We start from the raw sequence: 11,888 nt of genomic DNA, 5'->3' as shown, positions 1-11,888 counted from the left end.
CCAAACTACGCGCCGGATGGGCAACATTCAAGCGGCAGGCAAACGCCGCACGCGGTGCGAAACCGCGCACCTTCCGCCACAAAATAAAAGAGCCGCATCTCTGCGGCTCCGCCTTTATTCGTCGCGATAAACCTTCTCGCGTTTCTCGTGGCGCTCCTGCGCTTCCACCGACAGCGTCGCGATGGGCCGGGCCTCGAGCCGCTTCAACGAGATCGGCTCTCCGGTTTCCTCGCAATAGCCGTAGGTGTTGTCCTCGATGCGCTGGAGCGCGGCGTCGATCTTGGCGATCAACTTGCGCTGGCGGTCGCGGGCACGCAGCTCGATGGCACGGTCGGTTTCGGACGATGCCCGATCGGCAAGATCGGGGTGGTTGACGTTCTCCTCCTGCAAAGCTTGCAGCGTCAGCTTGGACTCTTTGAGGATCTCATCCTTCCAGGCGAGGAGCTTCAAACGGAAGTACTCCTTCTGCCGGTCGTTCATGAAAGGCTCTTTTTCGGTCGGTCGGTAGTTTTTCAACTTTTCCAAGGGCGGCCTATCTGTCTAAGCAACGACTCGCAACGGAAACAGGGTCCGTTGAACCGCGCCTTATATAGTGGCCTCATGTGACAGACAATATTTCCCTGAGAGTCTGGCCGTCACCCCCAAGTCCTTGCACAGGAAGGTTTATCCTGGAGGGCTCGGGGGCGGCCGAAGGCTAGTAGCCGACCGTGAAACGCTGCCTCGGATGGGCCGGGCGCTCGATCTCGTCGGCAAGCGCGATGGCGTAGTCAGCGAAGGTGATCCAGCTCTTGCCGTTCGCATCTGCGAGAAGCTGGTCGGTCCCGAGCCGGAACTTGCCCGTGCGCTCCCCCTCGACGAACAGCGCGGACGGCGAAATGAAGGTCCAGTTCAGCTCCTTCTCCTGCCGCAACAGGTCGAGGAAGGCCGCGCCTGCCTCGGCTTCCGCCTTGTACTGGGCCGGAAAATTGGGAGTCGTGACCAGCTTCACGCCCGGCGCGACCTCGAGGCTGCCGGCGCCGCCGACCACGAGGTAACGGCCGACTTTGGCGTCCTTTGCCGCGCCGATCAGCTTGTGCGCGTCGCTGGACAGAAAGTGCACGGAACTCACGGCGACGTCGTGGCCGGCCCACAGCCTGGCAAGGCCGGCCTGGTCGAGCACGTCCCCCTTGGTCGGCGTGACATTCGGCAGGGCCGCGATCTTCTCCGGGTTCCGGGCGATGGCGGTGACCGCGTGGCCGCGGCGGGACAGTTCCTTGGTGATCTCCGACCCGGCCCGGCCTGATGCGCCGGCGACTGCGATTTTCATTGGAAGGCTCCATTGCTACTATGGTAACTAATGGAGACTAGATATCGCAAAGAATGCTGGTGTTAAGAGAGCACTTTGTGCTTACCTGATTACGCGAGGGTAACCCGGAGGGCGTAACCCAGCCGACCGACACCCGAACCGCAAGCGACGACCGAACCAACTCCGAGGACCGACGATGAAACCCGACGTCTATGCGGCGAACTGCCCCACCCGCCAAATCCTCGACCGCGTCGGCGACAAATGGGCGGTGCTGATCCTCTTGCTGCTGCGCGAGCAGCCGATGCGCTTCAATCAGCTGCGCCGCACCATCGAAGGCATTTCGCAGAAGATGCTGAGCCAGGTTCTCAAATCGCTCGAACGCGACGGCCTGCTCAGGCGCCATGCCATCGCGACCGTGCCCGTGACGGTCGAGTATTCGATCACGCAGCTCGGGCTGACGCTCGCCGGCGCGGTCGATCCGCTGCGCGATTGGGCCGAGCAAAATCTCAAAGACGTTCTCGCCGCCCAGCGCCGCTACGACGCGCGGCAGAACGAGGAAGCGGCGTAGGGCCACGAAGAAAACGCTATGGGAGTTCCGTCATCCTGAGGTGCGAGTGGCGCGATGCAAAAGCATCGCGCCGTGGGCCTCGAAGGATGGACGGCCGAGATGCAGCCGGGCCGTCGCCCTTCGAGGAGCGCTGAAGAAGCGGCCACCTCAAGGGTGACGGATAACGTTCTACGCCTGCCCGGCCTTCGCCAGCTCGACCTCGACGCGGAGCTCGATCTCGGCCAGCACCGCATCGAGACCGGCATCGCCCGAGGACGATTTCAGGTTCGCTGCGGCATCCCGCAGCCGCATCACGGTCGAGGCGTCGAGATTGCCGGACAAGAGGCCCATCTTGAGATCATCGAGCACGTCGAGCGCAGTCCTGCCGCGCGCGACCGAGCGCTTGCGGCGCTCGACCGGATCCTCCGCGACACCTTGCAGGGCCAGCAGCCCATCGATGTTGGCGGCGGCCTTCGGTGCGGCAGCGCTCCGGGTCTCCTGCGCCGACGAGGTGTCGGGCAGCACGAAGGTGCCGGAGCCGGTCCGCCTGGCCTGGCTGGCCGGCGTTCCAAGCGTGGTGCCGTTCGGTCCGTAGATGCGCATCGGAGGGAATCCGGGTGATCGATGCCGTCACCTTCGCCGTCTTATGGTTAACGGGGCGTAAACAGCCCGGCAAAATCTGCCGACGGGCGGCAGTTTCGCTCCTCAGGGACAACGCCGGCTGACACCGGTCGAAACAGATTTATTCAACCTATTCAGCCACCTAACCTTGCTGCCCCGGCTTGGCATAGCCCTCGCAAGGACAGCGTCGGACCAGCTCGTCATGGGAGTGTCGTGCAGGTCTTTCCGATTTGAGGGGCCTCGGGGGGCAGAGGATGCCAGGCGTTCGTTGGGTGAGGATTATCGGGGTGGCCTGCGCGGCGCTTTCGGCGCTGGCGCTGTCGGTCGCTCCGGCGGCTGCGACCTCGCGCATCAAGGATCTCGCCAACATCGAAGGCGTGCGGCAGAACCAGCTGATCGGCTATGGCCTCGTCGTCGGCCTCAACGGCACCGGCGACACTCTCAACAACATCCCCTTCACCAAGCAATCGCTGCAGGCGATGCTCGAGCGCATGGGCGTCAACATTCGCGGCGCCACCATCCGCACCGGCAACGTCGCCGCCGTGATGGTGACAGGCAATCTGCCGGCCTTCGCCACCCAGGGCACGCGCATGGACGTCACCGTCTCCGCGCTCGGCGATGCCAAGAACCTGCAGGGCGGAACCCTGCTCGTCACCCCCCTGTTAGGTGCCGACGGCAATGTCTACGCGGTCGCGCAGGGCTCGCTCGCGATCTCCGGCTTCCAGGCCGAGGGCGAGGCGGCCAAGATCGTGCGCGGCGTTCCGACCGTGGGACGCATCGCCAACGGCGCCATCATCGAGCGCGAGATCGAGTTCGCGCTCAATCGCCTGCCGAACGTGCGCCTGGCGCTGCGCAACGCCGACTTCACCACCGCCAAGCGCATCGCGGCCGCCGTCAACGACTATCTCGGCGTCAAGACCGCCGAGCCGATCGATCCCTCGACAGTGCAGCTCTCGATCCCGCCGGAGTTCAAGGGCAACGTCGTTGCATTCCTCACCGAGATCGAGCAGCTGCAGGTCGACCCCGATCTGGCCGCCAAGATCGTCATCGACGAGCGCAGCGGCATCATCGTGATGGGCCGCGACGTTCGCGTCGCCACCGTCGCGGTGGCGCAGGGCAACCTCACGGTCACCATCTCCGAGAGCCCGCAGGTGAGCCAGCCCAACCCGCTCTCGCGCGGCCGCACCGTGGTCGCACCGCGCAGCGCCGTCACCGTCACCGAGGACGGCAAGAAGCTGGCCGTCGTCAAGGACGGCGTCTCGCTCCAGCAACTGGTCGACGGCCTCAACGGCCTCGGCATCGGCCCGCGCGACATGATCAGCATCCTCCAGGCGATCAAGGCCGCCGGCGCGATCGAAGCCGACATCGAGGTGATGTGATGCAGACCAGCACGATCAACACGCCGCGCCTCGCCACCTCCTCGGCCTTTTCGGTCGAGAGCCGCAACGGCCGGCCCGATTTCGACCTCGCCAGCGCCCTGCAGAAGGTCTCGCCGAAGCAGCAGGCCAGGGCGCAGAAGACCGCCACCGATTTCGAGGCGATGTTCCTCAACAGCATGTTCTCGCAGATGACCTCGGGCCTGAAGGGCGAAGGCCCGTTCGGCGACACGCCCGGCACCGGCGTGTGGCGCTCGATGCTGACCGAGCAATATTCCAAGAACTTCGCCCAGGCCGGCGGCGTCGGCGTCGCCAGCGAGGTCTACCGCACCCTCATCATGCAGCAGGCGAAAACGATCCGCACGGCATAAGGTCAAACGAGATGAACCACTTCAACGCCTCACGTCAGCCGATGCCGGCCCAACGCCCGAACATTGCGCCGGGCAGCGCCGAGGCGCGCAAGCTCGCCGAAGACCTGATGGACGCGATGAGCGCCCTGCTCGGACTGATCGAGCGCGAGACCGAGCTCGTTCGCGCCGGCAAGGTCCGCGAGGCGATGACGCTCGAGAGCAAGAAGCAGGAGCTGTCGCGGAATTATGTCGGTGCCGTCAGCGAGTTGAAGGCGAACCAGGCGCAGCTGGCGAAATCCGCTCCGGAGCTGCTCTCGACGCTGCACCGCCACCACGACGCATTCCGCGCCATGCTCCAGGTCAACCTCACCGTGCTCGCGACCGCGCACGCCGTTTCCGAAAGCGTCGTGCGCGGCGTCAATGCCGAGATCCAGAAGCGCAACGTGCCGAACACCTATACGGCCGCCGGGCGGCGCGCAGCGCCGGGCCCGCGCCACATCACCCCGCTCGCGGTCAGCCGCTCGCTCTGAACGCGCACGAAAACACCCGACAATTTTACGAAAAACCGCGCGGCGATTTCGTCGCGCGGTTAGGCACGTTTGTTGACCGGGTCTTCAGTCCTGACGTTCCATGGTTGCGTTACGAGAGGGGTTGGGATTTGACTCAATCAAGGCAACCAGGAGGCTGCCATGAGTACAGATTTCAGCATCAGGCCGGTGGGGATCCCGGCCCCCGTGCAGATCGTAGCGGCGTCCAGCGTGGCGGCGAACGAGGCTGTGCAAACCGATCTTCCGGTGAGCCAGACGGTCGCCGCGGCGGATACGAGCGCCCCCGTGCGCAATGATCTGCCGAACCACGAGAACATCTCGCGCCAGGTCGTGTTCGACCAGGCGGCCGCATCCTTCGTCTTCCAGGTCGTCAACGACAGGACCGACGCGGTGGTCAACCAGTTCCCCGACGAAGCGATGCTGCGCCGGCGGGCCTATTTCCATGCATTGGATATGAAGTCCGAGTCCTCGCGTCCGCTCAGCACGGACGTCAGCGCCTGACGAGTCGGGATCGCGGGATCGGTGACGATGTTCTGCTCCGCGTCTGACCGGCACCGGTCAGCGTGAAATTCGCATTGCCGAAGCACAACTGCGTATCTTGATCGTCACCCGCCCCGATAGTGGGTGCAAGAATGCCCGCGATGTCGGCCATCACGAGCGCCCGTCACGGCCGCCCGGACAGACCCGCAGCGATATTGCGGTTGATCTCGATCAGCGGACGGAAGTGATCGAATTGCGGGCTCATCTGGAGCGCGGCGGTCTGGCTCAGCACGAACACGCTGATGTTGGCGATCTTCTGCCTGACGTCGATCGGTTGCGGGTTGTTGTCGCGCATCGCTTCGCTCAGGAAGATGGTCCAGAGCTTGCGGTTGAACATCAGGGCCTGCATGGTCTGCTCGCTGAGCGGATCGGCGTTGTTCACGGCGTCCTGGAGCTTGTTCGCGGCCTTGAGCAGAGTCTGCGCCTCGATGTCCCGAGGAGATGCGGTGGTCGTTGCAACACGCGCATAAGCCGAGGCAGCGGAATTCGACATCAATCACACCCTGGAGGTTACCTAGCGCGTTGTACGCGCTTAAGGATTTCTTTCCCAACCCTAGGCAGCACCGCTTAAGATTTGCTTACGTGTGTGCTTGGAAGCACTCCGGATAATTACGGGTCGCGGAGCTCTTCGTCAGCGCAACGCTAGATCCACGCACGCACGATGTAAACTCGCTTCGCGTGATGCGCGCCGATCTCAGCTAATCCTGTCTTAGCGATCTCCCTCAAAAGAACGGCGGAGCCTTGGCCCCGCCGCGAAATCTCGAGTAGCGAGCTTGCGCGCGCGAATTAGCGAAGCAGCTGCAGCACGCTCTGCTGCGACTGGTTGGCCAGCGACAACGCCGAGACCGCGATCGACTGGCGGGTCGACAGCGCCTGGCTGTTCGCCGCTTCCTCGTTGGTGTCGGCCAGCGTCAGGTTGGCCGAGCCGGTCTGCAGCACGTTGATCAGGTTCTTGGAGAAGTCCTGACGCACCTGCACGATCGACAGGTTCGAACCGAGTGTCGAGCCTTCCGAGCGCAGCGTGCTCGAGGCCGCGTTCAGGCTGGCCAGCACCTTGTTGGTGGCGCCGTTGTCGATGAAGTCGACGCCGTTGACGAGATTGCTGAGGCCGAGGCCGGCGGCATTGAACACCACGCCGTTGATGCTGAGCGTCGAGCTGCCGGTCTCGTTGAAGACCAGCTTTAGCGTGTCGCCGTTGAGCAGGTTGACGCCGTTGAAGGAGGAGTCCTGCGAGGTGGTGTCGATCTGGGCCAGGATGTTGTTGAACTGGTTGACCAGGTTGGAGCGCGCGGTCTGCGCCACCGGGTCCTGGATCGGCGGCTGCGCCGTGGTGAAGGCCAGGACGCCAGTGATCGTGCCGCCGACGGCGCCGCCGGCGAGCGTCGAGCCGAGGGTCGAGGAGGCGTACTCGTTGACGGTGGTCACCGTGAGCACGCCGTTGGCATCGATCGTCGCAGTCAGATGATTGGCCTGCAGCTGCGCGTTGAGCTGGTCCAGCGTCTTGACGGTGCCGTTGGTGCCGTCGCCGAAGGTGACGTTCACCGGCGTGCCGCCGTTGAAGGACGTGAACGTCAGCGTCTTGCCGCTGATGCCGCCGACGCCGGAGGTGCGGGCCGCGGTGAAGGCGGTCGCCGTTCCCGTGTTGCCGCTGAGGCCGAAGGCGCTGAGGGCATTGCCGGTGCCGGTGATCGAGAGATCGGCATTGACGCCGGTGGAGAGCGCGAGCTGTCCGCTGCTGTTGACCGACGACGGGATCTGGCCCGCCGTGGTCGACAGCGTTGCCGCCCCGTTGAAGATGCTGGCCGTCTTGACGCCGGTCGCGAGGTCGACCGCGTTGAGCAGGTCGGTCAACGTCGCGCTCTGGATGTAGACCGTCGAGTTGCCGTTGCCGTCGGTGACGATGTTGCCACTGACGCCAAAGCCGTTGGCGACGCTCGCAGCCGATTGCGGCGTCTGCGCGTTCTTGAAGGTGATGGTGTGGCCGTCGATGTTCAGCGTCGAGCCGTCCTGAACGAGCGTGCCGAGCGAACCCGCCGTGGTCGAGCGGTTCGCGGTCACGTTCGCGTTGCCCGCGCCGGTCGCGGAGGTCAGACCGAGCGCCTTGAGGAAATCGGCCTTGCCTGTCACGCTCAGATCAGCACCGGTCGAACTCTTCAAGGTCACAGCGCCCGCCGTGATTGACGACGCCACCTGAAGTGTGCCGACGGGACCGGCCGCGCCGCTGACGGCGATGGTCGCCGCGCTCGCGCTGATGGTTGCGGTCTTGACGCCGCTGGCGAGGTCGATCGCGGTGAGGACGTCGTTGATGGTCGCCCCTGGCGCAGCCGCCGTTCCCTCATAGACGATCGAATTGCCGTTGCCGTCGGTGGCGATATGGCCGCTTGCGTCCAGACCCCAGCCGGTCGGCTGCGTGGCCGGCGCGACGCCGGTGCGGAAGGTGATGGTCTTGCCGTTCACCGTGATGGTGTCGCCGTCCGCGGGCGGCGTGCTGAACGTGGTGGAGGCCGTGGTGCCGAGCAGCGTCGCAGTGCCGGACAGCGCGGTCGTGCCGTCGGCGGCGAGCGCTGCCGTGCCGGTAAAGGTGCCGGCGCTCGAGCCCAGCGAGGCGCCGAGCGCGGCGGTTCCCGTCACCGGGGTCACGCCACCGGCGGCGCCGGTATAGAGCACGTTGCTCTTGGCGGTCGCGCTCGCATAGGAGGTCGTGCCGCGCAGGTCGGCCGGCGTCGCGCCGGGAATGGTGGTGGAGACGTTCGACTTGGTGGAGTAGCCGACCGTGGTCTGAAGCGCCTGGTTGGCGATCGATTTCGCGCTGTCGATCAGCTTCTGCAATGAGGTGATGCCGGTATTGGCGGCCTGCAGCACCTGGACGCCGTTGTTGATGCCGTCGAGCAGGTTGCTGATGTCGCTCGCCCGGTTGTCCAGCCCCTGCGCGGTGAAGAAGTTGGTGGGATTGTCGAGCGCCGTGTTGACCTTCTTGCCGGTCGCCAGCCGCTCCTGCGTCGTGGCCAGCAAGTCGGCCGTCGACTGCAGCGACAACAGGTTCTGGCGAACTGACGCCGAGAGAACGATGTTGGACATTGGCGAGTCTTCCTCTTGAACCGGATACGAATCGGCCGCTCGGGTCTGCAAAGCGGGCTTTCGTCCAGTTTTAGGAGGTGTCCTTTAAAGTATGGTTAACGCCGGCTTAAGCGATAGGGTTAATGCCGGATGAACGCCTCCGCCCGCCTCCGGACGCAAAAAAGAGCGGCGGGGCAAAGGGCCCCGCCGCTCGATTTTATTCAGTGATTTCAGTCGTTTATTAGCGGAGCAGCTGCAGCACGCTCTGCTGCGACTGGTTGGCCAGCGACAGCGCGGAGACCGCGATCGACTGGCGGGTCGACAGCGCCTGGCTGTTGGCCGCCTCGACGTTGGTGTCGGCCAAGGTCAGGTTGGACGAGCCGGTCTGCAGCACGTTGATCAGGTTCTTGTTGAAGTCCTGACGGATCTGCACCACCGAGAGGTTCGAGCCGAGGCTGGAGGCTTCGGAGCGCAGCGTGCTCGAGGCGGCGTTGAGGTTGGTCAGCACCCTGTTGGCAGCGGCGTTGTCGATGAAGTCGACGCCGACGGTCAGCGAGGCGAGGCCCAGACCCTTGGAGTTGTAGGTGACGCCGGTGATGTTGAGGCTCGACTTGCCGGTCTCGTCGAACACCAGCTTGAGCTGGTCGCCGTTCAAGAGGTTGACGCCGTTGAACGAGGAGTCCTGCGAGGTCGTGTCGATCTGGTTCAGGATGTTGTTGAACTGCGACACCAGATTGGCACGCGCGGTCTGGGCGACGCCATCCTGGACGGGGGTGGAAGCCGTCGAGAAGGTCAGCGCCGAGGTGAGCGTGCCGCCGATCGCACCGCCCGCCGCCGTCGATCCGAGCGTCGAGGACGCGTAGTCGTTGGACGCGGTGATGGTCAGCAGGCCGTTGGCGTCGATCGTTGCAGACAGGTTGTTGGCCTGAAGCTTGGTGTTGAGCTGATCGAGCGTCTTGACCGTGCCGTTGGTGCCGTCACCGAAGGTGACGTTGACCGCCGTGCCGCCGTTGAAGGAGGTGAAGGTCAAGGTCTTGCCGGCGATGCCGCCGATGCCGGAGGTGCGGGCCGCGGTGAAGGCGGTCGCGTTGCCGGTGTTGCCGGCGAGACCGAACACGTTCAGCGCGTTGCCGGTGCCGGTGATCGACAGATCGGCGTTGACGCCGGTCGAGATCTTCAGCTGGCCGGACGTGTTGATCGTCGAGTTCGACTGGCCGGTCGCCGTCGCCAGGGTCGCGGTACCGTTGGCAGCGATCGTCGCGGTCTGCACGCCGGTGGCGAGGTCGATCGCCTTCAGCACGTCGTTGACCGTGCCGCCCTGCAGATAGACCGTCGAGTTGCCGGCGCCGTCAGTGAGGACGTTGCCGCTGGCGCCAAAACCTGTCGGAACGCTCGGAGCACCGGTCGAGCCCGGGATCGGCGCGTTCTTGAAGGTGATGATGTGACCGTTGACGTTCAGCGTCGAGCCGTCCGTGAGGGTCGCTCCCAGCGAGGCCGCGCTCGTGGTCCGGTTGACATTGACGGTGGCATTGCCGGCACCGGTTGACGTCGTCAGGCCGAGCGACTTGAGCAGGTCGGCCTTGCCGGTGACGCTCAGATCCGCACCCGTCGAGCTCCTCAACGTGACGGCACCGCCGCCAACGCTCGAAGCAGTCTGGTTGAAGCTGGTCGCGATCGTCGCGGCACCGGCGCTGATCGATACCGTCTTGACGCCGCTGGCCAGATCGACCGCGGTCAACAGATCGTTGACGGTCGCAGCCGGAGTGCCCGCCGTGCCGAGATAGACGGTGGTGTTGCCGTTGCCGTCGGTGACGATGTTGCCGCTGACGCCCGAACCGGTCGGAACCGCGCTCGATGCCGGAGCCGAGCCGCTGCGGAAGGTGATGGTCTTGCCGTTCACGGTCAGCGTGTCGCCGTCGGCGGGCTGGGCGTTGCTGGCAAGGCCGGTTGCGGTCGTGCCGTTGGTGGCGATCAGGGTGATGGCGCCGGTCAGGGCGGTGGTGCCGTCGCCGGCCGTTGCCGCGGTGCCCGTGAAGGCGCCGATGGTGGCGCCGAGCGTCGTGGTGCCGTTCGCCGCCGTGGTGCCGCCGGCGGTGCCGTTGTACAGCACGTTGCTGCTCGCCGTCGCGCTGGCGAAGCTCGTGGTGCCGCGCAGGTCGGCCGCGGTCGCACCGGCGATCGTGGTCGAGACGTTGGACTTGGTGGAGTAGCCGACCGTGGTCTGCAGCGCCTGGTTGGCGATCGACTTGGCGCTGTCGATCAGCTTCTGCAGCGAGGTCAGGCCGGTGTTGGCGGCCTGCAGCACCTGCACGCCGTTGGCGATGCTATCGAGCAGGTTGTTGATGTCGCTGGCGCGGTTGTCGAGCGACTGAGCGGTGAAGAAGTTGGTGGGATTGTCCAGGGCCGAGTTGACGCTCTTGCCGGTCGACAGACGGTTCTGTGTGGTGGCGAGAAGATCGGCGGTGGACTGGAGAGAGAGCAGGTTCTGACGAACCGACGCAGAGAGAACAATACCGGACATGACTCTTACCCTTCTGGCTTACGCGTCTTCGTTCGATCGCTTCGGATCGAGTGACGGGGCCAGCGTGCCGCGACATGGCTAACAAAGGGTGAAACAAGCATCGCCTGCATAAGCGCCGGTTCACCATAAGCGCGGACAAGGCACCGATGGCAATCGGCAATCGGCCTGAAATCATTGGTATTTCTTCGCGCTTACGCTCCATTAACCATAACCGCTGGTTACTTTTTCGAGCCCCGCCTGCCTTCTCGAAAATCTCGAGCCCAAAGCAAAAAAAGCGGCGGGGCCGAAGCCCCGCCGCCGGATCCTGCTTGCGATGTCTGCCGCTTGTTAGCGGAGCAGCTGCAGCACGCTCTGCTGCGACTGGTTGGCCAGCGACAGCGCGGAGACCGCGATGGACTGACGGGTCGACAGCGCCTGGCTGTTGGCCGCCTCGACGTTGGTGTCGGCCAGGGTCAGGTTGGACGAACCGGTCTGCAGCACGTTGATCAGGTTCTTGTTGAAGTCCTGACGCACCTGCACGATCGTCAGGTTCGAACCGAGGCTCGAAGCTTCCGAGCGCAGCGTGCTCGACGCGGCGTTCAGGTTGGTCAGCACCTTGTTGGTGGCGGCGTTGTCGATGAAGTCGACACCGCCGGTCAACGCGGCGAGGCCCAGACCCTTGGAGTTGTAGGTCACGCCGGTGATGCTGAGGTTCGACTTGCCGGTCTCGTCGAACACCAGCTTGAGCTGGTCGCCGTTCAAGAGGTTGACGCCGTTGAACGAGGAGTCCTGCGAGGTGGAGTCGATCTGGTTCAGGATGTTGTTGTACTGGGACACCAGATTGGCACGCGAGGTCTGGGCAACCGTATCCTGGACGGGGGTGGAAGCCGTCGAGAAGGTCAGCGACGTCGTCAGCGTGCCGCCGATCGCACCGCCCGCGGCCGTCGATCCGATGGTCGAGGACGCGTAATCGTTGGTGGTGGAGACCGTCAGCAGGCCGTTGGCGTCGATCGTCGCCGTCAGGTTGTTGGCCTGGAGCTTCGAGTTGAGTTGATCGAGCGTCT

General features: G+C 64.6%; 12 protein-coding genes. 5 read left to right on the top strand and 7 right to left on the bottom strand.

Annotated features, from left to right (window positions below):
• Nucleotides 1-114: 114 nt before the first annotated feature.
• Together dksA and D6B98_RS30665 are read right to left on the bottom strand one after the other, a co-directional pair.
• Nucleotides 115-480, bottom strand: coding sequence for an RNA polymerase-binding protein DksA (dksA, locus tag D6B98_RS30670; protein WP_085966600.1), 366 nt, complete (start codon nucleotides 478-480; stop codon nucleotides 115-117).
• A gap of 214 nt (nucleotides 481-694) precedes the next feature.
• Nucleotides 695-1,306: an NAD(P)-dependent oxidoreductase gene (locus D6B98_RS30665; RefSeq protein WP_126260764.1), complete on the bottom strand. Its 612-nt coding sequence runs from the start codon at nucleotides 1,304-1,306 to the stop codon at nucleotides 695-697.
• 175 nt (nucleotides 1,307-1,481) lie between these two features.
• Here D6B98_RS30665 and D6B98_RS30660 point away from each other — a divergent pair, with 175 nt between their 5' ends.
• Nucleotides 1,482-1,853, top strand: a complete 372-nt coding sequence (locus D6B98_RS30660) for a winged helix-turn-helix transcriptional regulator (RefSeq protein ID WP_126260763.1) — start codon at nucleotides 1,482-1,484, stop codon at nucleotides 1,851-1,853.
• A gap of 168 nt (nucleotides 1,854-2,021) precedes the next feature.
• Here the strand turns inward: D6B98_RS30660 and D6B98_RS30650 are convergent, their stop codons facing one another.
• Nucleotides 2,022-2,435: a flagellar assembly protein FliX gene (locus tag D6B98_RS30650; protein ID WP_126260762.1), complete on the bottom strand. Its 414-nt coding sequence runs from the start codon at nucleotides 2,433-2,435 to the stop codon at nucleotides 2,022-2,024.
• 272 nt (nucleotides 2,436-2,707) lie between these two features.
• On the opposite strand from D6B98_RS30650, the gene D6B98_RS30645 reads away from it, so the two are divergent.
• The 4 genes from D6B98_RS30645 (at nucleotide 2,708) to D6B98_RS30630 (ending at nucleotide 5,228) form a co-directional block, all read left to right on the top strand.
• Nucleotides 2,708-3,832, top strand: a complete 1,125-nt coding sequence (locus tag D6B98_RS30645; protein ID WP_126260761.1) for a flagellar basal body P-ring protein FlgI — start codon at nucleotides 2,708-2,710, stop codon at nucleotides 3,830-3,832.
• Complete coding sequence (flgJ, locus tag D6B98_RS30640) at nucleotides 3,832-4,200, top strand: flagellar assembly peptidoglycan hydrolase FlgJ (protein ID WP_164718973.1); 369 nt, start codon at nucleotides 3,832-3,834, stop codon at nucleotides 4,198-4,200. The genes D6B98_RS30645 and flgJ overlap by 1 nt, the downstream gene beginning before the upstream one ends.
• A gap of 11 nt (nucleotides 4,201-4,211) precedes the next feature.
• On the top strand, nucleotides 4,212-4,709 hold the full coding sequence (locus D6B98_RS30635; RefSeq protein ID WP_126260759.1) for a hypothetical protein: 498 nt from the start codon (nucleotides 4,212-4,214) through the stop codon (nucleotides 4,707-4,709).
• A gap of 159 nt (nucleotides 4,710-4,868) precedes the next feature.
• Nucleotides 4,869-5,228: a hypothetical protein gene (locus tag D6B98_RS30630; RefSeq protein WP_126260758.1), complete on the top strand. Its 360-nt coding sequence runs from the start codon at nucleotides 4,869-4,871 to the stop codon at nucleotides 5,226-5,228.
• A 163-nt stretch (nucleotides 5,229-5,391) separates the two neighbouring features.
• Here the strand turns inward: D6B98_RS30630 and flaF are convergent, their stop codons facing one another.
• The 4 genes from flaF to D6B98_RS30610 form a co-directional block, all read right to left on the bottom strand.
• Nucleotides 5,392-5,760 carry a flagellar biosynthesis regulator FlaF gene (gene flaF / locus D6B98_RS30625; protein ID WP_008554779.1) on the bottom strand — a complete coding sequence of 123 codons (369 nt, stop codon included), beginning with the start codon at nucleotides 5,758-5,760 and terminating at the stop codon, nucleotides 5,392-5,394.
• A gap of 293 nt (nucleotides 5,761-6,053) precedes the next feature.
• Complete coding sequence (locus tag D6B98_RS30620) at nucleotides 6,054-8,345, bottom strand: DUF1522 domain-containing protein (protein WP_126260757.1); 2,292 nt, start codon at nucleotides 8,343-8,345, stop codon at nucleotides 6,054-6,056.
• Between the two features lie 220 nt (nucleotides 8,346-8,565).
• Entirely contained in the window at nucleotides 8,566-10,845 is a 2,280-nt protein-coding gene (locus D6B98_RS30615) for a DUF1522 domain-containing protein (protein ID WP_126260756.1), read from the bottom strand.
• 327 nt (nucleotides 10,846-11,172) lie between these two features.
• On the bottom strand, nucleotides 11,173-11,888 hold a 716-nt coding region (locus tag D6B98_RS30610), incomplete at its 5' end, for a flagellin (protein ID WP_283810174.1).

The sequence above is a fragment of the Bradyrhizobium sp. LVM 105 genome, assembly GCF_003957705.1.
Lineage (GTDB): Bacteria > Pseudomonadota > Alphaproteobacteria > Rhizobiales > Xanthobacteraceae > Bradyrhizobium > Bradyrhizobium frederickii.
The sequence above is the reverse complement of the archived record's forward strand: the minus strand, read 5'-3'. Positions and strand labels throughout refer to the sequence as shown.

Coding starts and splice junctions, on each gene's coding strand:
- dksA (WP_085966600.1), bottom strand. CDS start 480: ATGAACGACCGGCAGAAGGAGTACTTCCGTTTGAAGCTCCTCGCCTGG.
- D6B98_RS30665 (WP_126260764.1), bottom strand. CDS start 1,306: ATGAAAATCGCAGTCGCCGGCGCATCAGGCCGGGCCGGGTCGGAGATC.
- D6B98_RS30660 (WP_126260763.1), top strand. CDS start 1,482: ATGAAACCCGACGTCTATGCGGCGAACTGCCCCACCCGCCAAATCCTC.
- D6B98_RS30650 (WP_126260762.1), bottom strand. CDS start 2,435: ATGCGCATCTACGGACCGAACGGCACCACGCTTGGAACGCCGGCCAGC.
- D6B98_RS30645 (WP_126260761.1), top strand. CDS start 2,708: ATGCCAGGCGTTCGTTGGGTGAGGATTATCGGGGTGGCCTGCGCGGCG.
- flgJ (WP_164718973.1), top strand. CDS start 3,832: ATGCAGACCAGCACGATCAACACGCCGCGCCTCGCCACCTCCTCGGCC.
- D6B98_RS30635 (WP_126260759.1), top strand. CDS start 4,212: ATGAACCACTTCAACGCCTCACGTCAGCCGATGCCGGCCCAACGCCCG.
- D6B98_RS30630 (WP_126260758.1), top strand. CDS start 4,869: ATGAGTACAGATTTCAGCATCAGGCCGGTGGGGATCCCGGCCCCCGTG.
- flaF (WP_008554779.1), bottom strand. CDS start 5,760: ATGTCGAATTCCGCTGCCTCGGCTTATGCGCGTGTTGCAACGACCACC.
- D6B98_RS30620 (WP_126260757.1), bottom strand. CDS start 8,345: ATGTCCAACATCGTTCTCTCGGCGTCAGTTCGCCAGAACCTGTTGTCG.
- D6B98_RS30615 (WP_126260756.1), bottom strand. CDS start 10,845: ATGTCCGGTATTGTTCTCTCTGCGTCGGTTCGTCAGAACCTGCTCTCT.